This window comes from Chryseolinea sp. H1M3-3, from assembly GCF_029360725.1.
Lineage (GTDB): Bacteria > Bacteroidota > Bacteroidia > Cytophagales > Cyclobacteriaceae > Chryseolinea.
On the sequence record NZ_JARKMY010000001.1, the window covers coordinates 1526820 to 1552393 of the forward strand.

Consider the following 25574-nt stretch of genomic DNA (forward strand, 5'->3'; position numbering starts at 1 on the left):
TTTAAGTCGAAATTTCATTTTTCTTTTTTTGTATCCCCAATAGTTGTGCGACTACGGGCAAGGCATTCATCGCACGCGCTTCATCCAAATTATCCAGTGAGGTTTCTGTTACTTTAACTGTTATCTCGCCGCCACCTTTTTTTGCTTTCTCACCAATCTTTCTTCTTTCAGCGTGTGAAAATTGAGAAAACGTCCTGCGCATCAATGGGAGCAAAGCAATAAAATCTTCCTCGCTCAGGTGCTGCACCCATTGGTCTACCAACGACCATAGTCTTTCATCAATAATGAGAATTGTACCGCTTCCCTTCAAGAATCCCTCTATCCAGGAGGCGCTCTCCGAAACATTTCCTGAACGTGATAAAGCAAAATTGAATTTGACAGCGAGCATGTCGCCTTGATAAACTTTAGCATCTGACAAAATGCGCGTGCAGTACCCTGCTATTAACGGAGCTGTATGCTGATGATCACAGATGAGATGTAGGGTGTCATACCATTCCTTTCGTTGCGCTTCCTGATTTAACAACGAAACCGATTCGTTTAGTTGGTAAATATGTCCTGTAAGCGCAGATGCAGATTCTTCATCTATTCCAACACAAGCAGTAGGGATGCTCACAAAAACACGGGCAATCATTGAATTGACAATGCTCAGCATCATCGTCTCGTCTGTCTGTCTGACATTACCATATCGCGAAATGGAGACCAGCGAGGGCAACGCTTCAAGTAATTGCACCACATCGTTGGTGGCCGCTGCGAGGTTATTGATTTGGGTGATTAGCGATTCGACAGCCTTTGGAAGATCGGATGGTATTACCTTTTCAAGCAGCACGCAAACAACCTGGAGGCTGGATGCTTCTTTGGCCTGGTGAGAAGCAAAATTTGCGGAGGCTTCTTCCAATGTGTTTCCCCAATTCCCCCTCTCTATTATGCTGATGGAAAATTCAGGTTCCCATTTGAGCTGCCATGACTCCTTGAAAGTCCCTTTGCTTCTTACATTAAGTGGATGCGCCCATACAATTTCTATTAACAATAAGCGATGCAGAAATACACTCCGTTCCAGTTGTAGCGCTTCACGTAAATCCAAAGTCAATTCTTTTATTCCCGCCTCGGCAGGTAGGCGAAGGCGCTTTTGCGTTTTTTCTACATCCTGCAACAACGGTGGCTTTGGAACCTCATAAGGTACGTGACCAATTTTATCACTTACAATAAGTTCTTCCCGGATGAGCTGAAGCAATATGTCATCGCCATTACACAGCACAGCGAGCGTCGCTTCGTTCAACTCGGCTAATCCAATCTTACTAAGTCCCCTTAATGAAGTTAACGATTCGGCTAGCCGCACCGCCTCAATAACATGGGCCACCGACGTGTCCATATCTTTGCTTCGAAAAAGCTTGGCAATTTTTGCCATCCACAATGTACCATCATCAGCCGGATGGTGCCACACGTGATCGTACCATCCGGGAGACTGAATGCCTGCTCCATATCCGCTGGCAAACGTTAGACGGTTGTATGTCCAGGGAATCCAGGTAGTTTCAACCTTGACTTTTGCAAGACCTTTAAGCAGATCGGTATCTTCTTTCTGCTTTGGCATGTTTACGAGCACCGGTGCATGCCACGCGCCACAGATTACAGCAATGTTATTGTATCCATCCTTCTCTGCCTGGCGGATTATTTTCCGCATATACGCTTCGCGAAGTTTTTCAACAAGATTATCTTTCTCTGGAATTTCCGTTCGCAAAGTTTGGATGGCTTCATGCACTGCGTCAAATACGCCATCATTATTTATACGATGCTCAAACATGGATTCCCACCAACGCTCACCATCATCAAAGCCTGCGGCCTCGGCGAGATAGCGTAGCGGATCCCTGTACACCTCGGCGTTAGCTGCAGCATTACTGGTGCATGTGTAGTTTGAAATGTTATCTTCTTTCTTTTCTTCTTTTTGTTCTAATGCAAACTTGTGACTCAAGGGTAGATCCATGAAACGGACTGGCACATTGTTGTGTGCTCCAAGATGAATCGCTTGCCATTCGGGAGAAAATTCAGCGAAGGGATAAAATACGGCACGATTTGGTTCATCGGGGCGGTAAGCTAAAATGGCAACGGGAGGTTTTAATTCGCTGTGAGCGGACCATCGTAAAAGTTCATCTCCTTCCGGGGGACCCTCCACGAGGATAATGTCTGGCTTCGCCTGCTGTAAAAAAGTTTTTACATTTCTCGCTGAACCTGGTCCGTGATGCCGTATACCGAGAACATGAATACTCATACACCAAGATCACGGCAAGCTCTATAAATGTCTTTCCATTCATCGCGGGGCTTTACGACAGTTTCCAGATATTCCTGCCAAACAATTTTATCCTGAACCGGATCTTTCACTACCGCACCAATGATGCCGGCAGCAAGGTCGGCAGCCCTTAAGGAACCATCACCAAAATATGCAGCCATCGCCATACCACTATTCACAACTGAAATTGCTTCGGCAGTGCTCAAGGTACCGGATGGAACTTTGATTTTGGTTTTACCATCTTGTGTGACGCCGGATCGTAGTTCTCTGAAAATTGTGACGATCCTTTTTATCTCAGCTACCGCCGGAGGTTCAGCAGGAAGCTCCATTATTTTTTCAAAGCTTTGAACCCTTCGTTTTACAATATCAATCTCTTCGTCCATGTCATCAGGCAACGGTAGGATTACTGTATTGAACCTGCGCTTCAATGCTCCAGACAATTCATTCACACCTTTGTCTCTATTATTTGCTGTAGCGATAATATTAAATCCTTTTATCGCCTGAACCTCCATATTTAATTCTGGAATGGGCAGTGACTTTTCCGACAAGATGGTAATCAATGCATCCTGTACGTCAGAGCCGATACGCGTTAACTCTTCGATGCGCACGATCTTTCCATCCTTCATCGCTTTCAGTACCGGCGTTTCAACCAATGCTTTTTCAGAAGGACCTTCCGCTAATAGACGTGCGTAGTTCCAGCCATAGCGAACTGATTCTTCACTTGTTCCTGCGGTTCCCTGAACGATCATTGTGGAGTCTCCTGAAATGGCGGCAGAAAGATGTTCTGATACCCATGACTTTGCTGTTCCGGGCAATCCATATAATAGCAGGCCGCGATCCGTTGTTAACGTAGCAACGGCTATTTCAATGAGTCTTTTTTTACCAATATATTTTGGTGAGACTTCAAATCCATTTTTTAGTTTGCCGCCAAGCAAGTAAGTAACAACCGCCTGCGGCGATAACTTCCAGTTGGGCGGACACTTATCCTTATCATTTTTCTTAAGCTCTTGAAGTTCTTCAGCAAAGAGTTGCTCGGCGTGTTGTCTTAGTAATGTACTCATGCGGTAAAGGATTGCAGGGTTTGTTGTTTTATTGTTAGAAGGCGTGCCAATTCATCCGATTGATTTTTCCAGTAAACTTTCTTTTGTTCTTCCGTTGGAGTAAATGATTCAAGGATTTCTAAAATCGCTACAGGAATGAGGGGCGCAGCAGGGCGATAAAAGCTACGGTTATAATTATAGATTTCGTTGGATGTATAGTGGATGATAAGCTTTGCCAGGTCCAAACTCCACTCTTCTTCCTGATCAATCATTACTTGTATGATCTCACGTGGCTTTTCTTTTAGAAATTTCCGTGCATATCCATCGCGATCTTTACCCGATAAACTATTTATCATTGGGGCGACTGAACTATCGATAATGGTAGGGTCAGCATGATCGAGAATACTTTTGCTCCAATTTATGTCCTTGAACTTTATTGAAGCGATGGCTAAAGCGGGAATATAAAACGCGGTCTTCTTTTCCTTTTGAAACAACTCAATGATTGCTTCCGCCGACAATTGAAGATGATCGTTCCAGAACGAGGGTGGGACGGCTGATATCAGTTGAGCAAGTATGTACTGATTATCAGAAACATTTTTGTCGCTGCTTAATTTTTCAACACCTGATTTAAACACGATGTCTGGAATGGTGAGATTATCGCTCACATCCAAATTGGTTTTATTGACCATTCCCAATAATGCTTTTCCTTTTTTGATGTTAATCGCATTTTTTAAAACATTGGAATACTCTGCCACGATTGAAGAAGTAGGAATTGATTTCATTAAATCCAGGACGGCCGCATTAACTTTTTGCCCCTTTTCTTTCAAACTCTCGAGCCAGCTGAGATCACTTTGCGACAAATTAATTCGAAGGATTTCAAGGTACGTCAGTTTTTCATTTGCTCCCTCTGTCGCCCACGTTGTTTTAAGTAATTCAAGCGCCTCACCTGGATTGTTTGTTCGAAGATCGCGCAATAATTCTTTTCGCTCCTCTGAATTTCCCGTCTCCCAAACAGCATGTTGATCCGTTGATGATGAATTGAAATTCCACCGGAGATTTAATTTGCAGAGCCACTCCCCTCTCTTCCCGCTAATATCACGGATCAATTTTCTAAATTCCTTTTTCCGTAAAGCAATGTCTAATAGCGCAGGAATCAATTCGGGTGTTACGATCAATTCTTTCGAGGCACACTGTTTGATCCATAATTTTAAAAAGGGCATGAGATCTTCTTCCAAGATGGTATTTAGTACACCACTAGCTTTTGGAGAGCAATAAGATTTAATCTCCAATTCAGCTTCAGCATGAGCAATATGTTGGAAGTTCAAGGGCAAAGAACCTGCTCGTCTATATTGATAGATGAGCGATGAGAAGCGTAAAAAATCTTCTTCCGGATCTTGCGAGTCGAACACCTCATATTTCTGTGTAATGATCTCAGGAATATCCGAAGATTTTAAAGGCAGCTTTCCGCTACCCAACGTGGCCTTATTGATAATGTCTTCCCACAACTTCATACGAGCAACTTATATTGATTATCAATCCAGGCGCCTAGCGGCTCAAAATTATTCTCCCTGCCCACTGCAAATATCCGTAGAGGCTTACCTCCGCTTAGAGACATTAGCTTCCAGGAATTTTGAAAGCCGTGATCGATTATAACTCCATTACCGTGCTCATCTTTTAATAGCCATTGATTATTGGTAATAACGGGCACAACATTTTCAACGATCGCGGGCAGATGATTCATCCATGGATTGACGGCATGAACGCGACTTGCATACTCAGAAATTTCTTTCCAGTTTTTGAGACCTTCAATAGATGTTTCAGAGGTTACACTAAATTGTTCTTTCACCAATGCTCTTAAAGGGTTAGCACCCTTAAAATAGACGAGCTCCGCATCCACACAAGAGCCTGGAAGAAGATTTACCTCGGGTAGTTGTCCTTTTACATAGAACTGCAAGATCAACCCATAACGCTTTGATTTCTGTCCATAAAGCCAATTGCGTTCTTTAGTGAGATTCTCTTCCTTATCTACACGTTTTGCTAATACAAACCAATCATCACGAACACCAGCTTCAGCTTTTATTTCCTCCTGACTTTGTGTAAACCCTACGAGTGTCATCAGCTCCTCTTGCAACGCGCCAGATAAATTAGACATGCGTGGAAAACCTTCGAGGACAAGATAAATTCGCAAAAGCTGGTCTAAAAAATTGGTCTGCCATCCTTCTTGGTAAAAGTTGGTACCCTGAAGTGATCGGATCATCGTTGCAAGACCTGGCGCCTGGGCGTCCACCATCCGTTTAGCGATGGTCTCGAAATACGAAGAATCTTTTCCTGGAATATTTAGCAATCCATTTCGGACGATGTCCTTTATCCAGAGCCGTAAGTCCATCATTCCGTCTTCGACGCGTTTCAGTCTGTTCTCCTGACGTTTTGCTTGTGACGCGGGATCGATCTTTTTCTCCTTTTCTTTTTTCTCTAATTTCTTTTCATCCCGTTCACCGCGTTTATCCAGCCACCCAGTAACCCAATCTGGTTCAGTAGCCGATGAGAATATTTTCTTATCCCGAGCGTACAGTAATAGCAGTCCGAGGCCATGCTTGCACGGAAACTTGCGACTTGGGCATGAACATTTAAAGGCGACATTGATTAAATCGACCTGTGTTTGATAAGGAAGTTTTCCACTTCCTTGACATTCGCCCCACAATGCTCTTTCGCTTACTTCGCGCTTTACCCATTTGGATTCATTCGCTAATTCCTTTCCTGATTTTTTGGAAGATTCATCAGGGGCCATCGAAAGAATCTGTTCTTCGGAAAAATTCATTAAGACAATGGATCAGATATCATAACAATGATATTGAAAAAAATCAGAAAAGAATACTGCTAGAAGATGTCTAGTGATGATTGTACGTCTGAATACCTGCGTCGGCTCTGCGTGCTCGACAGCTTCTTTTAATAACAATAATACCCCGGGTTTCCAAGGGTTTGACTTGCTGTTAACTCTTTCGGTGTATTCCTTTAGATGTCAATTGATTTTTTACTTGTCTTTCAATGTGCAACTCCATAGGGGCCGTATTGATCTTCTCCCAAAATTTGGTTGAAAGAAAGACGATTGTGCTAGCCACGTCATCCCGAAGAGTAGATAGCGATGAATCCACGTTGAACGGGCGTTTTTAATTTCCACCAGTAACTTCCGTCATATCAGAAGATCTACAATCATCGAATCAATCGAATCATTCAAGCGTTTTTAATTGCTCTTTAATAATTCGATTAAACTGATAGTATTCTTCTTTTTTAATAAATCCGTTTTCTTCAATCCAATCTTCTATGCTGTATTTGCGAACAAACAATTCAATGGTTGAGCCTTCCATGCGGGAATTTGAAGTCAGGTATTCAGCCATTTTCAATAGTAATAATTTGTTCCGTTGCAAAATTTCAAATGCTTGTGCCTCGCAATCTTTAATGATTTTGATAGCTTCAACGGCATGTTTCTGAGAGTTGAAAAAAGCATTTTCATTCTGAGTAGATTCTACAGCGAGGTGAATAGGGTCGGCCCCCATGGCGTATTTGCGTATCGCCTTGTTTGCAAGTGCAGATGCTTCTTCAATATCACTATAAACGCCAGACGAAGTAAGCTCTTCTCCAAAAATCATTTTCTCTGCTACATAACCACCTAACGTTATAACAATATCTTTCTTCAGGCTTTCCCGGGTCATGGGTCCTTTTGGAAAATTTATCAGGCAAAAGCCTTCTGCCTCCGATGCCGTTCTTGAAACCACTGCCGATGGAATGATCCGCAAAGTGAGCGCAGCCAGGATAGCGTGAGCCGCTTCATGCACAGCAACGTGGGCCTGAATTTCCGGATCAATACTTTTTCTCAAATTTTCCAATTTGAGCTTGGCCTCGTCTGAAATAGTTGAGACCGCGTCACCATTTTTATCCTTAATGGTATAAATAAAACTACCATCCTTATAAATCCAAATAATTTCGGCTATTGGCAATTGATACTCAAGAATGGAAACGACAAGATTGCTTATCCTGGATTCGATCAAGTTTTTAACGGTGGTCAAAACGGGTCTCGTGCCTTGCGCTGGGTAGACTCCTTCGGCATACACGATGTCAACAACTGATTCATCAAATGTCATTTTCCATCCGAACCGGTGTATCACAAAAGCAGCTACTCTTTTTAATTCTTGCCTTATTAAAAGCCGGAATTGTGCATTGTTAAAAGATTTATAAACCACATGGTTATTACCTAATCTGGCAATCTGCTCAGAGCGGAACCTTTTACGCAGAGCTCTTTTAATATGCGCAATCGTGATTTTTGAAGTTGCCTCATGAAATTCGTCAGCGCTTATATCAGGGTTCATGCTATGACTCATAGCATAAGCTTCGTCCAGATTTCCCAGGATAAATATTAAAGCACGAGACAAATCCAATTCTTTAGTTGCCGGCCTTGAACGCATGCCTTCCAAAATAAATACTTTAAGATCCGACACAGAACAAGTTTTTACGCGCTCTTTGATTTGATCTTTTGAATAATCATCGTTATCAAATAAACAAAATAAGCCTTCGATAAAATCTTCTGAAAGGAAATATGCTTTGTCTAAAGCCACACCATCACGACCAACGTTCTCGAAATAGAAACCATCAAAGAGCTTCGTGAATGTTTCGATACCATTAACAACTTCTCCATTTTCCAATAGTACTTCACTTTTGATAAGTTTATCTAACCTTTTAATACAATGATCAGCTCTGAAAAGATAATAAGTACTATGCCCTGGGATATAATCAATCTTCCCGGAGTCCAACAGATCCCATATCACTCTTAACTTATCCTTTCCCAATTCATTTGCGTTGCTATCTAATGTTTTTGCAAACTGAAATTCATCAAGGCAAATTAAAGCCGGCTTCTGATGAAAGAAATCAAGATCATTCGTGAGAATGTTTTTTATCCATGACGCCGAGTCGGATTCAAATTCGCCCATGTCAATGTGCGTATAGAACCTACGATAATCCAGAAACTCAACAATGCTTTGTACCAACGCAGTTTTACCTGAGCCTGTAAGACCCCAAAGGTTAATGACGGTTGGTCTCAACTGAGCTTCGGGAAATAGATACCAAGGCATAATCAGGGACATAACTTCATCAATGATGCTGTCTAATCCGAGAAACCGTTCTTTTAGTTTGAGCGTGATTTGTTGCAACGTCTGCTTCTTAACAATCAACTCATTATGTAAAATTTGTGTGTTCATAATTTTAATCTTTAGCCATCCGCACAATTCGGGGATGAAATTTTCCTTCTACATTTACTAATGTCGTCTGGCTCTTCATAATCAGGTCGATATCTTTATAAGCCACAGGCGCTTCCTCCGGACTGCCACCGATCAAGATGATCTTCTCGCTTTGCAAAACTTTTTTTAGAGCACTTACTGTAATTGTATTCTTTGCTTTTTGGCGAGACAATTTTCTTCCTGCACCATGGGCAGCAGAATTCAACGAAGATTCATTACCCAAACCACACACCACATATCCTGGTGCAGTCATACTTCCCGGAATTATTCCAAGGACTCCTTCGGCTGCAGGTGTAGCACCTTTGCGATGAATCACATACTCATTTCCGTCGTAAAGTTTTTCCCTCCACGCGAAATTGTGGTGATTCTCAACCCTGCTTAAAACAGAAAGTCCAAGTGCATCGCACAAATTTTTATGGATGCGATCGTGACAGGCTTTTGCGTATTCACCTGCCAAGTTCATAGCGATCCAGTATTCGTTTCCTTCTTCACTATCCAAGTCAAGCCACGCCAGATGCTTTGCTTCTCTTGGAATCTTGCACTTACTCATCGCGATGTTAGTGTAATGCTGGGCAATATTAGCGCCCAAGCTTCTTGAACCTGAGTGCGATAATATTGCTGCATAATTACCTTTCGGAAGATGAAGATTATTGCTTTTTTCAAGCGATACAATTCCAAATTCTACAAAGTGATTCCCCGAACCAGAACTACCTAGTTGCCTAATAGCTTTCCCACGTAACCGTCTAAGCAGATCGGTTAATTGAAAATCCGGATGATCTAATACGTCATGCTCTTGTCGTGACTCAAGACCGCCGTCATTACCAAAATGTGTTTCATCATGCAAAACTTTCTTTAATTCATAAGCATGATGCTCCACATAGCTCCCAGGCAGATCAAGAATACTCAGCGCCATCCGGCAGCCGATGTCCATTCCGACACCATATGGGAGGACTGCATTCTTCGTTGCAAGTACTCCGCCAATAGGCAAGCCGTAGCCCTGGTGAGCATCGGGCATCAAGGCACCTTTTTCTGCAATCGGTAGGCGCATGACTAATTCCATCTGCTTCAACGCATTTGTTTCAATGTGCTTGTTTCCAAAAACATCAAAATGCTTGGGTTCATCACTCAATTGAAAAACGTTAAATGAATCATTGCTAAGCGTTTTCGAAACCAGCTTCAGTGCGAGAATTCCAAGCGTACTATGACCTACATATGACTCCGGCTGCTCCAACACCGTGCTAATTAATTTTAGTTTCTCTTCGTTCGGTGTATGCTTAAAGTGCCTGTTCATAATATTTAAGGCGAGGCTTCTTGCTACATCCGAAGGAAAATTGACGACTGTTAAATCTTTTATATTAAGTTTTTGTGTGCTCATAAGATTAGCACCTCATCCTTTAAAGAAAGTTGAGTGAAGAGAAATGGTTTCTGTTCATGCTTATGTCAAAGCATAGGGCAGAAAATTTCTCAAAGCCTGTGCGTGGCTTTGTTGTTTAATTAGAATTTACTTTTTTGAATTGACAACAGCGGTTATGATCGGGTAAGTATGCTTACCGTAGCTGTTATTTTGGGATATGTAAACTGAAGACCAACATAATTTCCTCTATTTAAATAGAACATAAGAGTGAAATGCTATGCAAAGGTAAGACGAGTTGATGAAATGACAATGACTTTAATTACTTTAATACGAAAGTTAGAATTTTTCTAAACAGAGCTATCTTGATTTAGTGTGGTCAATACATTTTTTAAAGCCTTAATCTCTTCGCCGCTGATTGCAATCATGATTCTAATCGTGATGGCTAATGTGAACAATAACTATCAACCTCAGGTCAAATTAGACGATGGCAGAATCGTGAATGGCGATCTTATAAAAGGAATACGTGGGTTGAAGAATGCACTGAATGCAGATGAAGATCTCGAGATGCAGCGGATGTATCCTGAAGGCTACATGTTTCTGAATGTAATTTATTCCCTCGCATGCTGTAACCTGCTTGAAGGAGATAAAAGTGCAGAGATTGTGAAGGAAGGGCTCACTGAAATTCAAAAAGCGTGGCAGAAGATCAGCGATTCACGTGGACGTGCACCTTTTAGCGAAGAGCTTTCTCCACCGTTTGGATCGTTTTATAAAGGTTGGAGCACATATCTGTTAGGGAGGAAGTTAAACCTCGAAGCTGAACATCAAAGAGATGAAAAGGAAGTAGCTCAATTCAGATACCAGTGTGAGGAGATTTCGAAAGCTATTCAGGAAAAAGTCTATCCAGTAAGTTACTATGGCGGGGCGTGGCCAGCGGATGTGCTGGTGTCCGTGGCTTCGTTATCTCTACACGATAAAATCTTCGAAACGAAATATAACCAAACAATCCACGGCTGGTTGGACAAAGTTAAAACAATTAGATGTCAATGGGCTGATTCCGCATGCCGTACGGCCATCAGATGGTAGACCAATTGAAAAAGCACGGGGTTCCTCGCAGGCGCTCATGCTGATCTTTCTTCGCGATATTGATGAGCGCCTGGCAAACGCTCAATTTAAACTGTTCAAAGAAAATTTTATTGACACAAAGTTTGGTTTGACTGGAATTCGAGAATATTCTAAAGGTGAATTTGGAATGGGTGATGTAGATTCCGGTCGTATCCTTTTTGGTTTTGGCGGTGCTGCGACAATTGTTGGAATGCAAACTCTATTTCTATACGGTGAATATGAGTTAAGCATCAAAATAAGAAATACAATTGAAGCGTTCAGTTTTCCTTTTATGAATGGGAACGAAAAAAAATACTTTTTTGGTATGTTGCCAATAGCAGATGCGTTTATAGCATGGAGTCATTCCCGGGTTTCTCCTGACGTCGCGATAGATCCATCATTTACAAGCTTTCGCATATACAGTATTCTTATTTTTGCATTGCTTTCGATATTCTCTTGGATGTTGGTGGTGTCAAAAAAGTCATCAAAAATGTCTTTGCATATTCTCTGGGATTAGAGCGCCAGGAAAACTGATCGGTCAGACATCGACGAGCTGAATAAAATAAGGAAGAAAAAGCGAGGGAGAGGCATTTAGTTCAGAGTGATAAACCCGGTGTAATAAAATCCACCGCAGTGATGCGCTGTTTCCAAACTGGCTGTTGCCGAATAAACTTATTTCTCGATTTCAACAAATACGTTTTCGGTTTCCATCTGCTCAATAAATTCTGATATTAATAAATCCCATTCTACAATTTTTAGGGTATTATTTGTTTCAAAGTTTATATTTCTTGTTGGAGGATCTACTTCCCATCCCATTTGTTTAAGCTCTTGAATACGTTCTTTCGATAATTTTGAATTGTCAATTTTGTCCTCTTTAAATTCTCTTAAATCGAAAAAGTCAAAGTATTTATGGAGGACCTTACCTTTTGTAAAAACTTTAAAACTTCTAAAGCAGGAATGTGGTCTTGAGACATACAATTGGCGAGTAGAGTCTGACCTATAAGCAAACGACTCTGCCTCTTCTGAGAGCAGCTGATCACCATTTGCGTTATAAAAAGCAAAAAAGATTGAATCGATGATTTCAATTGGTCGAAATCTTTGAACTGGGTTTTTGTCATATTCTGAATCACTGAATTTTTGAAAAAAAGTTTTATCGTTCTCATACCAGAACAAATACGCAGTCGCAGTAATTCCGTAATTTACACAAGCCATTTTCGTATAGCCAATCGTGGATATATTTCTTGTTTTATGCTTTTCGATTTCAAGGTCAATTATTGAGTCAATGCTTAATTCAAACTTTTGGCTAAAGGCACTAATCGAAATCATTAAACCAGATATTAAAATCAGATATTTTCTCATTTCACAACTTGGATTAACCCATGTTTAAGGCAGTAAGAATTTGATTTGCCCAAGGCGCATCGTCATTGATTATTACGGTTCTAAATTTGAACCGTTGGCCTTCTAACCCAACACCAGGAGAGTCATCTATATGAAGATCAATCCTGAATGCGGGAGGATATTTGGAGCAAAGATTTTTCTTCTCCTTTAAAACTTCGTTATGCCTGGTTTGATTGATGACTGAGTGTAAAACAATTCCAAAGGTCCAGAAGGCCAAACGAATGGCAAGCGTCTTTCTATACGATGTAGTGTAGATGCAAATCGAATGGCCTTCGGTTTTTAATTGCTTCATTAAATTTATTGTGCCTTCGCGAATACGCTCAATACCAAGCAATTTTTGAAATGCATTTTGTTTCTCCGTTGGGAAAGCGATACAGCCTGGAATTAAGGTGTCGTCTAAATCAAAGGATATTTTCATGTTCTATCCTTCAATCAATAAACAGACCAAATTCCATTACAGATAAAATTTATTACGAATCTCAATGAGGAGACTTTCGGCAAGTATTGGATCCGACGTTTCTGGGAGATCCGATTTCTGAAACAACTCGTCAAGAACTTGAATCTTCTCTTCAGCCTTCGTCAGCAAATCCTCATATATAAATTCGCCTGCACGGATATGCAATAGCCATTCACGCTCTGGTCGTCGTACGTTTACTTTTTTCTGACTGGCAATTTCCTCGGCCATGTTCAATAAACGAAATACATGCATCATGTTCTTCGCATCATAATTTTTGCCATGACTTACCGTATTTTCATATCGTTCTTCATTCCGTTGTTCAACCCATTCCCAATACTGACGATATTCCCTGCAATAAACAGAGTAGCCATCTTTGTTAAAATACAAAATGGCTTTTGGTTGCAGACCTTCAGGCACTGAGCTTAGTGAAACTTCATCAGCCTCGTGTCCTGAAAAGATTCCGGAAAATTTCCGGTCCGCTTGAGACTGATGGAACAGCGCATACATATCCCGCATATAATCAATCCTAACAAGACCACAACCTTCTTGAACATACCCTTGTTCAGCAAGCCATTCCGCAACAGGAACGGAACCTTGTCCCTTAACCACGTGACAAAAATCAAGAATCGTCTTTCTCTTTCGGTCTAATGGATTCAGGATTTTCTTATTCAGTCCTCTTGCCTTCTTGATTTGTGCGTATGCATATTGACCGAAGGTTTGATTGCAGAGCCTCGACAAGAACATTTCAGGTTTAAGCAGATTCATCACTGCATGACGATACAATACACAGTCTTCCGGAGTACTCAACAGCTCGAGAATATTCGGATTGTTCTTCAGTAGCAGTTCAACAAACTTCTTGATCTCATAGTACATGATATCATTTGTTTCATTGTTGATCTGATCAACGTAAGTCAGTCCATAGAATTCATTCTTTGGTAAGATAAAAACACCCTTGATGTCAGTATCTGAATGTGGTAGAGCCAGACCATAAGCCTGGCTACCACTAATGCACTTTAGCAAGAGATGTGAGGAATTATTTTGAAGATCCTTGAGTGTCATGCGATAGACTTCTTAAACAGTTTATTTATTTCAGCATCTTCTCCTTTGCTGCTAGCCGCAGGAACTCTCGCTTCACAGTAACGTATACTTCCATCAATATAAGCATTGAGATCAGAATGTCTTTCAATCATAAAACTTTCATCAACATTCGCCTTAATCGCAAGCAGTTCGTCCACTACACCATCAAATTGTTCAGGCATCAGCATACGCAGGCTTTTGAAATCCATCGGCGGAACTGACTTAAGGTCAGCGATCCATTTTGCTGCTAGAACAGGCCTCAGCGAATAAAAGTATTTTTTGAGCCGTACCAATTCACCAGACAATTCGCTTTCCAAAACTCCCTTTGCCATGCTAAGATAGTGATGCATTCCGGCGCGTGCTGAGAAATGACAAGCCATCAGTGACCTTATCGATTGCGAAAAGTCTTCGTCCTCGTGATACACTATCGGTGATTGCAACCATTCGTAAAGTGGAGCATTTGATTTCCGGAAAAGCCTAAGTGCCTTTCTCAGTTCCCATCCGTTGATATCAAGCACATCATTGATCGGAAGTTCAATTACATCACGCTGTTCATCAATAGAAAGATAGTAATCCATCTTGTGAACGTAGATGAAACGAACATCAAAATCACTGTTGGGAGAAGCAAAACCCCAGGCACGGCTGCCAGACTCACAGGCATAGAGGATCTTGACATCAAATTGATATTCTATGGATTTGAGTTTTTCGAGAATGATTTCTTTCACGGCTACAACTTTATGATACAATGTTATAGCCGATGTGCGCAGCCTTTTTGCGCAGGGGTCTATTTCTCAGAATTTTTTAGCCGAAACATAATGTCCGTCCTCAAAACATACTTAATGCCTTCAGTTACTTCGGTCCCCTCATGCTCGAGATAGTGATAAAATACCAAGGCGGCCCCTTTCGTAGGAGCAACAACGAGATTATTAAATTTTGTTTCTCCACCTTTAAAAGTATCATTCAGGTAAACCATGAAAGTATAATAACTTGCCTCTCGATTATTCCGAATATAACTCTGATCCCGATGCTTTCGGAATTGCTGACCAGGTTGATACCTGTAGAATCGAAATAATTCATTCAATCCAATTGCCTCGGAATCGCCAATTGCCTTTGGTGCATGTGGCTCAAGCTCCTTCCACAGTTCCTGCGCAAGCATAGAGTCTTTGTACAAAACACGATTGTTATTGCGAATGTGGTCGACAACACGTGGCCCGGTGTCAGTCTGAACTGTCGCAGCTTCATACCCTTTGCTTTCAGATTTAGCGATGTATTCATCGCATTTTTCTACCGACCAGAAATTTTCAACTAGAAAGATATCTTTCGACAGTACAACAGTTTTCATAAGGAAGATAACCCCGACTTTTCAGTCAGGGTATGTTTAATTTAGAACATTATTAATTTTCTCTGGCATGATGAATTTACTTCCAACGAAGGATTTAGTAACTCTTATGCCATTTACAATTTTGTCATTGAATTGGTCTAACTCTTCTGCCGGAACCCAAAGCTCCTGGTGGTGATCGAGTCCAACAGTTTGAATTGGGAATTTTCCGAAGTATTCTTCCGGAATTTCGAATTCCGTGACAAATCCAACTCCATCGGAATCGGGATCGCCCATATTCCAGCGCTCAGCGATTTCCGCTGCATATTGAAAGTTCAGCACAGGATAAAAGATGGGCTGCCAGAAAAGACGTGGTGGAAATCTTTTCATTCCACTGTCTATGATCAATGCAAGTTCATTTGCACCGGTTGGCCTATATAAAGTAATATTCTTAATCATTATTTCGAATTCGTTAATATGTCTTTAATCAATGACTCATACTCCATTTTCAATTAACAACAAACTTTTGTTGTAGCGTGAATGCGAGATTCATAGATCGTTTTTCTACTGCATTTTCTAAATCATTTAAAAAAAAAGCCCGGACTCTAATGCCCGGGCTTTCGTGTATTGTATTTGTGATACTAATACGTTCGTAAACGCCAGGCAAAACAATTTCCTTCATAGGTATGACCTATGAAATCTTGTTCGAGCATATGGCGTTGTACTAACATCATGAAGCAAAGGTATAAAAATTTCGAATCCTGTTAATCATATCTTAAGTAATATCTGATCTCATCCCATAGTTTCTGTCTGGATGGGCTGATTTCAGTTCGGTTGAAAACAGTTTGTTCGTAGTAGCGCGTTGCCTTATCCATCGCTTCTTTTGGTGGCCTTGTAAAAAGTCGTAACGCCTTATCCTTCCATTTTTGTAGAAAATTCCATGCAAGTTCTTTCACAGTTGAATCTTTATCAGACGTGGCTTTGATAAGCATGCCGAGTACGTCCCATCCTCCAACGGTGGTATAAAGAGTCAGAATCATCCTCTTCAAAGTAGGATTTGCGTTTTCGTACAATTGTTCTGTTTCTAGTATTACATCCCGGTCCCAGGTGCGCGAAAGTATTTCAATGCATCTCTTTCTGATTTTGTTTGGTTCATCAGCGAAAAGCTTAAGTGCAAAACCTTTAGCCTGCTGCACATCAAGTTTCTGAATTCCGACGAGGCAGGCGAGTCGCGTGTTTTTATCTTCAATTTCGATTACAGTTTTTAGAAAATCAAGGTCATTGGTTGTTGCTACCTCTGCTAGCCCAAGAATACTCCCTACCTTGTGTTCATGTTTCTGGATTCGGTCTTTATATATCTCCCTGAAATTTAATTTGTGTGTCCTTAAAAGATACCGGGCCAAGTCTCTGATAGAAGCCGACAAATCTGAGGTTAATTTCAGAATTATATCATAGTACTGAATTGAATTGTCTCGCAGATAGTAAAGCGTTTGGAGTCTTACCTGGCTCGATTTATCGTTAAGTAGCTGTAAAATTATTCTGGATTGTTCTGACGGATTGAGTTCGTTCAGATGCTTTAACACCTGAATCCTTGTCAAAAAACTCTTATCAGAAATCAGAATTTTAGTCAGCTGGGAGTCGATGCCGTTCTTTTCAATGTATTTCTTGAGATATAACAACCTTGCTTTATCGGTAACAGTGAGCGCACTGTAGCTTTCGGTGTTTAGTTTCTTTTCGAGGATGTGGCCAAGGATCGATTCGTACTCGGTTGTGAGATCGGTTCTACCAACATTTTTTAGTCCGTCAATATTATCCAGCTCACTGATGAACTGCTCTCTATATTCATCAATAAAATATTTGCGGATGGAACTAGCCGCGGCTTCACGCACGTTCTTTACCCAATCACTCAAACGTAGGATAAGAAAGCGTATAGCCTGCGGATGCTTTGCTAAAGTTAGTGCTTCAATGGCACGCTGCCGAACATAACCGCTGTGATTGAGACTTGACAACGCCAAAAGTTTAACCGAAACGTCGCGCGGGAATGATTTGCTAAAAAAATCTACATCTGACACATCGACGGGTAGATACTTTAATGAATCGTAAAGCTGGTTTTGAGATTTGAGTTTATCAAACAATGATGTGATCACTCCGGCAGTACGTTGTCGGAAGATTTCATCATTACTCTTCAAGAATGGAATCAATGCATGGATATTAGATGGCGACCCTTTGGATCGGAATGTTTCAAGACAATCTAGCTTCATTGGAATGTTCTCGTCCGTCCCAAACCATTTGGGTTTCAACCTCAGAATTTCAATGCATTTGTTATATTCCGCGTAATCCATTTAAATACTCAATTGTATCTTACTTTTTTAATAAAGACTTCAGTCTGTTGTATTCATCAATTGGAAAATCATGTTCGATCCACTTCTCTTTATATCCCTCCATTCCATATTTGTCAAGAATCTGCTTTGCGTTATTAAAGATCTCAGTCGAAAAATTTAAAATGGTGTCTTGGCATTTAAGAACCATTTCAAATTCCTTTTCAGTTATCAGATTCCAGCTAGCCCAATCTTTGAACCATCTTATCTCAATATCAAGATTTGTCGCACTAAGTGATTGCAGGTGAACAAGGTGCTCACCAGGCTCATCCATAGTGATCACCTTGGCATCGGGGGCACCTTTAAGAAGCAGATTCGCTGCTGTTATAAATTCAGCCAACGTATCATGAAGGTATGAGACTGTCATGTTAACTCCTTCACGGCCGTCATGCATGTCTACGCTCGCCCAACCATGGTCTCCTAATTGCAATTGATCTATAAAGCCATCGCGTTCGCCTAGTCAACCTCCTGAAATTTCTCATCCCCACACATTCTTACAATCTTCGGCATGAAAGAGCCTAGAACTTCCACGAGATCTTTTTGATAGTTCATTACCTGATGTATATCCTTATATGCCATTGGTGCTTCATCAAGACCGGAGCCTATCAGTTCAACTCCGGCTTCCTTAAGAAATTTGTTTACGTGTCCTGGAAGAATAGTTTGCTTTGCTTTTGTTCTTGACATCGTTCGTCCCGCTCCATGTGAAGCGGAGTTTATAGATTCTGCCAAACCTTTACCACGAACGATGAACCCTGGTGTTGCCATCGATCCAGGAATAATTCCGAGAACTCCGTTACCTGCGGGTGTTGCACCCTTACGATGAACAATTATCTCATTGCCTTTTACATCTTTTTCTTTCCATGCAAAATTGTGATGGTTCTCGATCATAGCCAACGGAGTCTCGCGCAACCCTATAGCCATCCGCTCGTGGATTTGATGATGGCATGCGGATGCATAATCTCCGGCAAGATTCATAGCAAGCCAGTATTCTTGTCCGGCTTCTGTATTGAGATCAAGCCAGGCTAAATGCTTTGCTTCTTGTGGAAGTTTGCAAACATCCATGGCAATCTTGGTGTAATGTCGTGCAATATTGGCGCCTAAGCCACGAGAACCCGAATGTGAAAGCACAGCTACATATTGGCCAGTAGCCACATTAAACTCATTAATGGGATGCAATATCTCTATAATACCAAATTCAACAAAGTGATTTCCCCCGCCCGAAGATCCCATCTGTTGCCACGCCCGATCTTTCATTTCCCGTACAATGCTTAGCTCGCTGAATTCTTTCCGGTCCAGGACTTCATGATCTTTTGGTTTTTTGAAAGTGGCCTGCCCGAACTTTGTATTGTTAATCAACATTTTCTTAAAGTCCTCTTTCTTATCTTCCAAAAGAGTTGAAGGAAGATTATAAAGTGTCATACACATCCGACAACCTATATCCACGCCTACTCCATAAGGAATAACTGCGTTTTTTGTAGCAAGTACACCTCCAATGGGAAGCCCATATCCTTGATGGGCATCCGGCATTAACGCACCTGCCACCGTTACAGGCAATTTCATCGCTGTCTCCATTTGCTCAAGGGCACCTTGCTCGATGGCTTCTGCTCCATAAATCTGATAAGATTTCCCCTCCACATTAAGAGCAATTGTTTCGTCAGCCGGTTTTAATAATTCCGTTGCAACTGGAGCCAGTATAGTATCATTAATAAATGACGAAGGATTGCTCAGTATTTGCTTCAACAAGGCAAGCTTGTCATCGAAGCTTAAGGTTGCATATTGTTGTTCTACGAGATCAAGTGCAAGACCTAGAGCCTTGCCTTCTATAACACCAATCTGCTTTAAGTCATTTCCTGTTAAGTTCATGTTCTTTTTTTGATGATTCAAAGATCGGGAAGTAGTGCGCAACCTTTTTGCGTAGCTTGAAGTTATGCGCCTGTCGAATTACTGTTGATTAAAACGCTAAAAAAATAAGAGGATGCTCGCCGGCGCTGATCCTACGGTTGTTAATATGAGCGGAACATTCAAGGAGCGCAATATAAATATCGTGTGCCTTCATTTTAAGCTCGGCGACATTAACCAGACGAATTACAAGGTATTCTCCTTTCCTTATCGAAAAATTAGTTGTCATTCCATGCTCTGGTTTATCCAGATCGCCCATGCAGTCAATCCAGGCATTCATATTTCGTCCATAGAAATCGGGGAAACCAAACTTCTTTTGAAAGTAAGAATGGAACGCATTCCAGCTGACTATTTTCGATGCATTGATGTTGACGATGTGTATTCGATTGTCGGGTTCCATGGGGCGATTTGGGATTGTTTTTCTAACATGCAAGCGTTACGATATAGAGAGGAGGACGTCTCAACGTCCTCCCTTTTTCAACCTACTTCCGAGGCACGAAGATATCCTTCAACTGATCAATGATCTGGTTACCACCTGACAACGAGATGCTGTTGATCTTATCTGCAATTTTCTCCACGTACTCCATTTCTTTCAATTTGAACAACATGGAGTTCTCTTCCATCAATTTAGCAGTGTTCAACAAGCTTCTTGTCGAAGCTGTCTCTTCACGCCTCATGATGACGTTGGCCTCAGCTTTCTTCTGAGCTACCAACACCTGGTTCATGATCTCTTTCATTTCACCAGGCAAGATGATATCCCTTACGCCGCAGTCCCTGATCTCTACACCCAAGTTGTAAGCTTTGTCTTTCAACGTTGCCAAAACGTAGGATGAGATGGATTCTTTCTTTTCCAACATTTCGTCCAAAGAAAGCGTACCAATGAATTCTCTCAATGCTAACTGCATCAGGATATACAATTGTTTCTCATAATCCTTGTTCTCAATCAAAGCTTTGATAATATCAACAACTTTGTATTGCGTATAGAAGTTGACTCTCAACGCAGCTTTGTCCTTAGTCAGAATTTCCTGACCTGAAACTTCAAGCTGCAATTGTCTCAAATCAGCCTTCAAGACTGAGATCACAACAGCATTCTTCCAGAAGTAATAAACTCCGGTATCCAATACTTTTGAGAACTTACCATCGATTAACAAAATACCTTTCTCAAATGACTCAACCGCATATACTCTTACGTAAGGCAATATTTCTTTTCGCATGATCGTATTGGTATCGATGTTCTCGGTAACCTCGATCTTGCTCAAATCTGCTTTAATGAATGAGTAGTCAGTTACACCTTTCCAGTAAGCATATCTCCCTGGCCCCAAGACGTTCTTGAAGTTACCGTTCTCATACTGCAAGGCGATTTCGTTATCTCTCACCTCCACAACGGTCAGCATGTGTGCCAACTGTTCATCCTTCACCAGGATATTCAAATCGATGGAAGGATGGAAAGGTTTTGTCAGATCGTACTGGAATACATCCTCATTCGGAAGCAACCAATACGCGCCTTCCGTAACTATTTTTCTGTAGTTACCATTTCTGAACACCAAACCAATTTTGCCTGTGTTAATTCTGATCCTTTTCATCTGTCCTATTTTTAAATTAAAACGTTCCTTACTATCTAAGTTAGCAGTACCTAATTTTCGCACCCTGTCGTACCGATGGAATGCTCAAGCACAGTCCAATGCTCTTTTCAAAATTTTTAACGTGAGCATTTCATCGTTATAAAAATTAATTAAATAAAGTCTTTAAAAGAAAGTAGTTCACGACATATCATCCTCTGATAACGGGAGTGTAATTGAGAATAGCGCTATCTGTTTAGTTTTCTCCACCGCACCTCCGGATAGCTATCGGGACTTCTTCAAGAGGTCTTGATAGAAGACAGGATTTTAATGGAGAAAAGTAAGCTGACTTACCATCCGGTATCCTTACACCTACAAGTTTTCAAATGACTGGTCCTCAGACTAGCCCGTTCCCGAAGGTGACGGATTTCGACTTAGACCTGACATGCCCCGAACTACTTTCGGGAAACCCTTTTTAGAAGAGGTCAACTTCTTTACCATGGATTAACAGTCCATTGCTCTACCAAACTGAGCTATCACATTCGAAGTGTGAGGGGGATTCGAACCCCCGCTATCCTGTTGCTCTAACCAAACTGAGCTATCCGCCAGTTGGCGGAGAAGGAATCGAACCTTCGACCCACAAGGTGGTGGAAAACAACATCGAGCTAAGCAGCATGTTATATTGTACAACAACACAACACTATGGCGCCATATAGAAACGCTCATCAGGTCTTATACTTTCTGTTTCTTCCGCGCTCCCTCCAGACATAGTCATGGAGAAAGATTTTAAGTCCACCAGTTGGCGGACAATATTTTTATCAAAGAACATTTGTGGCCTTACTCAGATTCGAACTGAGATTCCTTTGCAGGCAGCATGGCTCTAAATGCGCTTCCCTACTAAACTTCTCCGAGAGGTTTTTCGGTGCATCTGCAAAATCTATCCGTTATAGCGTATAGCAGTAACGGAATCATCCATGCACTCTACGGAACGTCAATACTTTTACCGTAGGCTTTTCCTTTTAAGCTATAAGACCTTTCAAAACCTCTCCTTCCAACTGAAGGAGAGGGTGGCACATTCACTTTATCACTTTCACGTAAATGATAATTCAAAATTGAAGCCCTACTGCGCAGTCTTTTTGCGCAGTAAATATTTTTTACGTTTTTTATTAAAAAATTTCAGCATGCCGGTAAACAGGAACGCCCTTATTCGTTATAGAACCATTGACAATTGCCTCAAAAACAGGAAAAGAAAGTGGACATTGGAGGATTTGATAGAGGCATGCTCGGAGGCGCTCTATGAGTATGAAGGAATAGATAAGGGCGTAAGCAAGCGTTCTATTCAAATGGATATTCAATTCATGCGAAGCGATAAGCTTGGTTACAATGCTCCAATCGTTGTGTTGGAAAAGAAGTATTATAGTTATGAAGACCCGAATTATTCTATTACAAATATTCCGTTGACAGAGCAGGATCTGGGAAAGCTAACCGAAGTAGTAGGAATTCTTAAGCAGTTCAAAGGATTTAGCCACTTCCAGGAATTGAGCGTAATGGTTCAGCGTCTTGAAAATAAAATATACGCTGCCAAGACAAATACTGAACCAGTCATCGATTTTGAAAAGAATGAAAATCTCAAAGGACTCGAACATATTGAAGCATTGTATCAAGCTATTATTAAAGAATGCACGGTTGAATTATGTTATCAGTCTTTCAAAGCCAGAAGCGCTAACACATTCACCTTTCATCCATACTATTTAAAGGAGTATCGAAACAGATGGTTCGTCATTGGCGTGAAAAAAAGAAAATCTCCGATTCTTACGTTGGCACTGGATCGCATTGTTAGTATCGGGGAATGTGACAAAGCCTATGTGCCGAGGGATAAAGAGTTCGCACTTCCGGAGTTTTTTAAAGATGTTCTGGGTGTTACAGTCAATCCCGATGGAAAAACTGAAAGGGTATTGCTTTTTGCCGATAATCAGACCGCTCCATATATATTAACTAAACCCATCCACCATTCTCAACGGGCAGAGGAAACACTTCCCAACGGGATGATATTTTCATTACAGGTACAACTTAATTATGAGTTAGAGCGGGAAATACTTGGTTTCGGAGACCATATTAGAGTACTTTCTCCTGAACGGCTTAAGAGAAGAATAAAAGAATGCCTGACGCATGCCCTTGATCAGTATCAATATGAATTAAGTGAAAACGCCCTGCATGGAGCGATACAGAAACTTACATACAAAGGGTTCATGATTCTCCACCATGTTTTTTCAAAAAAGGAGATCAATCAGATTAAATCCCGGATCGACTACTATTTTAAGATCAGGAATGAGGAAAACGCTCACGCGATTCGAAATGTCTTGGGCGAAATTCCTGAGTTAAAATCTCTGATTCTAAATGCAAACCTTCTACACATATTGAGAAAAATAGATCCTAAGCTTTTTTTGACCAAAGCGATCTTTTTTGATAAGACACCGGAGTCCAATTGGTATGTCACCTGGCATCAAGACATAATTATCAATGTGAAGGAAAAAATAGAGACAAACGGTTTTACAGGCTGGACAAAGAAATCAGGGGTGCATGGTGTATGTCCTCCAGAAGAAATTCTGAGAGATACTATCACAATCAGAATTCATCTCGATGACACCGATGAAACAAATGGTGCCTTAAAAGTCGTTCCCGGCTCGCATAACAAAAAACTGTCTGATGAAGAAATAAATTTGATCACTCAAAATGGGATTCCTTATATATGTGAGGTGGCCGCGTGTGGTATACAGATAATGAAACCTCTGCTACTTCATTCTTCATCAAAAGCCACAAGTCAGAAGCATCGAAGAGTAATTCACCTTGAATTTAGTACAATGGATTTACCGAATGGATTGAAATGGGCGGAACGCCAGGAATTGTGATTTTTTAAAATAAAAGTTAACTACGCCTCTCTCAACAGAATAAAATTCCTGCAACTGTAAAACTTCACGTTCGGCATTATTGGAAGTGTGCTAAAAATCAGATCAGCATTTTTTGCTTCATTGTCCATTAGGAATTCTTTCTCTGTGATGTACACTTCCAACTGAGAATAGTAAGAACGAAACCAATGTAATTTATTTGTCAATGCCTGCGAGCGAATTTCCTGCTCAATTGATTGGAAGAATTGTGCAGGGGGAACGAAGTGCTCACCAGCACCTATCGACTTCGGAATAAGGTTGCCAATATAAACTTTCCATGTTCTCTCATTGACAAGCCACTCTTCAATTTCAACCTGTCTTAAGGTTTCCTGGTCGTGGCATCCAAATGCCGCGAGTATTGGATGCAGACTGCTCAAAGAGAAGTTTTGAAAGTTTTTGTTTATCGCTTCATCTACAGTACCACCAAAATCTCCAAAACATTCGATAATCTTTTCACCGGTGTCAGTCACTGCCATCACATCAAGACGCGAACTAATACCACCGTTGATTTCATGATAGACAAGTCGTGTCTTAAACTTTAGATCATCAGCAAGGCTGGTATTAACAAATTCGTTGTCGACATCAACATTCACGCCATGGTTTTTGAGTAAGCCAGCAAGTTGTAGGTTGACAATAATTTCGTTTGCCATGCTCGCATCTATTCATTCGTGAGACTTTGAGGTTTAATTTTAATCCTTAATCAATCGCTTCACTCTAATCTTAGTTGCCTCTTTATATCCTTTCGCGAGGTCATAGTTCATCTGCGCCTGTAACCAGAATTCAGGGGTAGTATCGAACGCCTTGCTAAGCTTGAATGCCATTTCTACAGATACGGAATACTCTCCTTTAATAATAGCGTACAGATTTTTTCGTGCAACGCCCAACGCACTCGCGACCTCGGTGATTGTCAGATTATGTGGCTTGATGTATAATTCTTCAAGAATCTGACCGGGGTGCGCTGGGCTGTGCATTCGTGGCATAGATACTTAGTTTAATTCCTGTTTATAATCCAACTGTCGTATCTCTCCATCTATAAAGCGGAACGAAAATGTTCCTACTCCGTGAACTCTTAGGCGATAACTGTTCGCGCCCTCTTCGAGAATACTAATATTCTTAATAGATAGGTCACGCAAATCTTTCGCTGCATGTATTACGGAAAGCCATAGCAATAAAAAGCCCTTCAACTCCCGTGATATCCCGGCAGCTGTTCCTTTTTCGAAAAGGCTTTTTAATACGCTATGACGAATTGATACGATCATACTTTGTGCGCCGAAGCTTTTCTTCGATCGCCATAGCCTTGGCGAAGGAGATAGCGTAGGCGTAAAACCTGTAACGTATATTTTACGTTAGGGATGGCAAAGGTAAAAAAATCTTTGTTACCTGTTGGGTAACAAACAAAAAGTTGTTTTATCTTTGTATCACAATAAGACAAAAATGAAACCGAGTATCAACTATATCAATCTGAATTCACGCCAGCAT

At 41.1% G+C, this 25574-nt stretch carries 23 protein-coding genes; 3 read left to right on the forward strand and 20 right to left on the reverse strand.

The window, feature by feature from the left end; genetic code table 11:
• Position 1: 1 nt before the first annotated feature.
• From P2W71_RS06670 to P2W71_RS06695, 6 genes are all read right to left on the reverse strand, one after another.
• Entirely contained in the window at positions 2 to 2263 is a 2262-nt protein-coding gene (locus P2W71_RS06670; RefSeq protein WP_276368648.1) for a DUF5682 family protein, read from the reverse strand.
• A complete protein-coding gene (locus tag P2W71_RS06675; RefSeq protein WP_276368651.1) occupies positions 2260 to 3342 on the reverse strand; it encodes an AAA family ATPase in 1083 nt (360 codons plus the stop codon). Before P2W71_RS06675 ends, P2W71_RS06670 begins: the two co-directional genes overlap by 4 nt.
• Positions 3339 to 4832, reverse strand: a complete 1494-nt coding sequence (locus P2W71_RS06680) for a DUF5691 domain-containing protein (protein WP_276368654.1) — start codon at positions 4830 to 4832, stop codon at positions 3339 to 3341. Before P2W71_RS06680 ends, P2W71_RS06675 begins: the two co-directional genes overlap by 4 nt.
• Entirely contained in the window at positions 4829 to 6139 is a 1311-nt protein-coding gene (locus P2W71_RS06685; RefSeq protein WP_276368657.1) for an SWIM zinc finger family protein, read from the reverse strand. The genes P2W71_RS06680 and P2W71_RS06685 overlap by 4 nt, the downstream gene beginning before the upstream one ends.
• A gap of 409 nt (positions 6140 to 6548) precedes the next feature.
• The gene (locus P2W71_RS06690; protein WP_276368660.1) at positions 6549 to 8570 is read right to left on the reverse strand and encodes a hypothetical protein; all 2022 of its coding nucleotides are present in this window, start codon (positions 8568 to 8570) and stop codon (positions 6549 to 6551) included.
• Positions 8571 to 8574: 4 nt separating this feature from the next.
• Complete coding sequence (locus P2W71_RS06695) at positions 8575 to 9984, reverse strand: RtcB family protein (protein WP_276368662.1); 1410 nt, start codon at positions 9982 to 9984, stop codon at positions 8575 to 8577.
• 351 nt (positions 9985 to 10335) lie between these two features.
• Between P2W71_RS06695 and P2W71_RS06700 the strand changes: the two genes are divergently transcribed.
• Together P2W71_RS06700 and P2W71_RS06705 are read left to right on the forward strand one after the other, a co-directional pair.
• On the forward strand, positions 10336 to 11046 hold the full coding sequence (locus P2W71_RS06700) for a hypothetical protein (protein ID WP_276368665.1): 711 nt from the start codon (positions 10336 to 10338) through the stop codon (positions 11044 to 11046).
• 37 nt (positions 11047 to 11083) lie between these two features.
• Complete coding sequence (locus tag P2W71_RS06705; protein ID WP_276368668.1) at positions 11084 to 11581, forward strand: hypothetical protein; 498 nt, start codon at positions 11084 to 11086, stop codon at positions 11579 to 11581.
• 155 nt (positions 11582 to 11736) lie between these two features.
• Here P2W71_RS06705 and P2W71_RS06710 read toward each other — a convergent pair whose 3' ends face one another.
• The 11 genes from P2W71_RS06710 to P2W71_RS06760 form a co-directional block, all read right to left on the reverse strand.
• A complete protein-coding gene (locus P2W71_RS06710; RefSeq protein WP_276368670.1) occupies positions 11737 to 12423 on the reverse strand; it encodes a hypothetical protein in 687 nt (228 codons plus the stop codon).
• Between the two features lie 13 nt (positions 12424 to 12436).
• The gene (locus P2W71_RS06715) at positions 12437 to 12880 is read right to left on the reverse strand and encodes an HAD family hydrolase (protein ID WP_276368673.1); all 444 of its coding nucleotides are present in this window, start codon (positions 12878 to 12880) and stop codon (positions 12437 to 12439) included.
• A gap of 36 nt (positions 12881 to 12916) precedes the next feature.
• Positions 12917 to 13978 (reverse strand): nucleotidyltransferase domain-containing protein, encoded by a 1062-nt coding sequence (locus P2W71_RS06720; RefSeq protein ID WP_276368677.1) that lies wholly within the window; start codon positions 13976 to 13978, stop codon positions 12917 to 12919.
• Positions 13975 to 14721: a nucleotidyltransferase domain-containing protein gene (locus tag P2W71_RS06725; protein ID WP_276368680.1), complete on the reverse strand. Its 747-nt coding sequence runs from the start codon at positions 14719 to 14721 to the stop codon at positions 13975 to 13977. The genes P2W71_RS06720 and P2W71_RS06725 overlap by 4 nt, the downstream gene beginning before the upstream one ends.
• A gap of 59 nt (positions 14722 to 14780) precedes the next feature.
• Positions 14781 to 15338, reverse strand: coding sequence for a 2OG-Fe(II) oxygenase (locus tag P2W71_RS06730; RefSeq protein ID WP_276368682.1), 558 nt, complete (start codon positions 15336 to 15338; stop codon positions 14781 to 14783).
• 36 nt (positions 15339 to 15374) lie between these two features.
• Positions 15375 to 15773 (reverse strand): hypothetical protein, encoded by a 399-nt coding sequence (locus P2W71_RS06735; protein ID WP_276368687.1) that lies wholly within the window; start codon positions 15771 to 15773, stop codon positions 15375 to 15377.
• 305 nt (positions 15774 to 16078) lie between these two features.
• On the reverse strand, positions 16079 to 17656 hold the full coding sequence (locus P2W71_RS06740; protein ID WP_276368691.1) for a HEAT repeat domain-containing protein: 1578 nt from the start codon (positions 17654 to 17656) through the stop codon (positions 16079 to 16081).
• A gap of 19 nt (positions 17657 to 17675) precedes the next feature.
• A complete protein-coding gene (locus P2W71_RS06745) occupies positions 17676 to 18059 on the reverse strand; it encodes a hypothetical protein (protein ID WP_276368694.1) in 384 nt (127 codons plus the stop codon).
• 89 nt (positions 18060 to 18148) lie between these two features.
• Positions 18149 to 19555, reverse strand: coding sequence for an RtcB family protein (locus tag P2W71_RS06750; RefSeq protein WP_276368697.1), 1407 nt, complete (start codon positions 19553 to 19555; stop codon positions 18149 to 18151).
• Between the two features lie 88 nt (positions 19556 to 19643).
• Positions 19644 to 19991: a barstar family protein gene (locus P2W71_RS06755; RefSeq protein WP_276368700.1), complete on the reverse strand. Its 348-nt coding sequence runs from the start codon at positions 19989 to 19991 to the stop codon at positions 19644 to 19646.
• 82 nt (positions 19992 to 20073) lie between these two features.
• Entirely contained in the window at positions 20074 to 21174 is a 1101-nt protein-coding gene (locus P2W71_RS06760; RefSeq protein ID WP_276368703.1) for a slipin family protein, read from the reverse strand.
• Positions 21175 to 22331: 1157 nt separating this feature from the next.
• On the opposite strand from P2W71_RS06760, the gene P2W71_RS06765 reads away from it, so the two are divergent.
• Entirely contained in the window at positions 22332 to 24059 is a 1728-nt protein-coding gene (locus tag P2W71_RS06765; RefSeq protein ID WP_276368706.1) for a WYL domain-containing protein, read from the forward strand.
• 20 nt (positions 24060 to 24079) lie between these two features.
• Here the strand turns inward: P2W71_RS06765 and P2W71_RS06770 are convergent, their stop codons facing one another.
• Genes P2W71_RS06770 through P2W71_RS06780 form a run of 3 tightly spaced genes read right to left on the reverse strand, consistent with a single transcriptional unit; the run spans position 24080 to position 25354 of the window.
• On the reverse strand, positions 24080 to 24745 hold the full coding sequence (locus P2W71_RS06770; protein WP_276368708.1) for a DUF6348 family protein: 666 nt from the start codon (positions 24743 to 24745) through the stop codon (positions 24080 to 24082).
• Positions 24746 to 24784: 39 nt separating this feature from the next.
• A complete protein-coding gene (locus P2W71_RS06775) occupies positions 24785 to 25075 on the reverse strand; it encodes a HigA family addiction module antitoxin (protein WP_276368711.1) in 291 nt (96 codons plus the stop codon).
• 6 nt (positions 25076 to 25081) lie between these two features.
• Positions 25082 to 25354, reverse strand: a complete 273-nt coding sequence (locus P2W71_RS06780; RefSeq protein WP_276368712.1) for a hypothetical protein — start codon at positions 25352 to 25354, stop codon at positions 25082 to 25084.
• Positions 25355 to 25574 lie beyond the last annotated feature (220 nt).

What these genes read in the sequence shown, in the direction of transcription:
- P2W71_RS06695 (WP_276368662.1), bottom strand. Translation starts at nt 9,984, where the DNA reads ATGAGCACACAAAAACTTAATATAAAAGATTTAACAGTCGTCAATTTT.
- P2W71_RS06735 (WP_276368687.1), bottom strand. Translation starts at nt 15,773, where the DNA reads ATGATTAAGAATATTACTTTATATAGGCCAACCGGTGCAAATGAACTT.
- P2W71_RS06675 (WP_276368651.1), bottom strand. Translation starts at nt 3,342, where the DNA reads ATGAGTACATTACTAAGACAACACGCCGAGCAACTCTTTGCTGAAGAA.
- P2W71_RS06705 (WP_276368668.1), top strand. Translation starts at nt 11,084, where the DNA reads ATGCTGATCTTTCTTCGCGATATTGATGAGCGCCTGGCAAACGCTCAA.
- P2W71_RS06770 (WP_276368708.1), bottom strand. Translation starts at nt 24,745, where the DNA reads ATGGCAAACGAAATTATTGTCAACCTACAACTTGCTGGCTTACTCAAA.
- P2W71_RS06690 (WP_276368660.1), bottom strand. Translation starts at nt 8,570, where the DNA reads ATGAACACACAAATTTTACATAATGAGTTGATTGTTAAGAAGCAGACG.
- P2W71_RS06765 (WP_276368706.1), top strand. Translation starts at nt 22,332, where the DNA reads ATGCCGGTAAACAGGAACGCCCTTATTCGTTATAGAACCATTGACAAT.
- P2W71_RS06680 (WP_276368654.1), bottom strand. Translation starts at nt 4,832, where the DNA reads ATGAAGTTGTGGGAAGACATTATCAATAAGGCCACGTTGGGTAGCGGA.
- P2W71_RS06750 (WP_276368697.1), bottom strand. Translation starts at nt 19,555, where the DNA reads ATGAACTTAACAGGAAATGACTTAAAGCAGATTGGTGTTATAGAAGGC.
- P2W71_RS06685 (WP_276368657.1), bottom strand. Translation starts at nt 6,139, where the DNA reads ATGAATTTTTCCGAAGAACAGATTCTTTCGATGGCCCCTGATGAATCT.
- P2W71_RS06760 (WP_276368703.1), bottom strand. Translation starts at nt 21,174, where the DNA reads ATGAAAAGGATCAGAATTAACACAGGCAAAATTGGTTTGGTGTTCAGA.
- P2W71_RS06775 (WP_276368711.1), bottom strand. Translation starts at nt 25,075, where the DNA reads ATGCCACGAATGCACAGCCCAGCGCACCCCGGTCAGATTCTTGAAGAA.
- P2W71_RS06780 (WP_276368712.1), bottom strand. Translation starts at nt 25,354, where the DNA reads ATGATCGTATCAATTCGTCATAGCGTATTAAAAAGCCTTTTCGAAAAA.
- P2W71_RS06720 (WP_276368677.1), bottom strand. Translation starts at nt 13,978, where the DNA reads ATGACACTCAAGGATCTTCAAAATAATTCCTCACATCTCTTGCTAAAG.
- P2W71_RS06740 (WP_276368691.1), bottom strand. Translation starts at nt 17,656, where the DNA reads ATGGATTACGCGGAATATAACAAATGCATTGAAATTCTGAGGTTGAAA.
- P2W71_RS06755 (WP_276368700.1), bottom strand. Translation starts at nt 19,991, where the DNA reads ATGGAACCCGACAATCGAATACACATCGTCAACATCAATGCATCGAAA.
- P2W71_RS06745 (WP_276368694.1), bottom strand. Translation starts at nt 18,059, where the DNA reads ATGACAGTCTCATACCTTCATGATACGTTGGCTGAATTTATAACAGCA.
- P2W71_RS06710 (WP_276368670.1), bottom strand. Translation starts at nt 12,423, where the DNA reads ATGAGAAAATATCTGATTTTAATATCTGGTTTAATGATTTCGATTAGT.
- P2W71_RS06730 (WP_276368682.1), bottom strand. Translation starts at nt 15,338, where the DNA reads ATGAAAACTGTTGTACTGTCGAAAGATATCTTTCTAGTTGAAAATTTC.
- P2W71_RS06715 (WP_276368673.1), bottom strand. Translation starts at nt 12,880, where the DNA reads ATGAAAATATCCTTTGATTTAGACGACACCTTAATTCCAGGCTGTATC.
- P2W71_RS06670 (WP_276368648.1), bottom strand. Translation starts at nt 2,263, where the DNA reads ATGAGTATTCATGTTCTCGGTATACGGCATCACGGACCAGGTTCAGCG.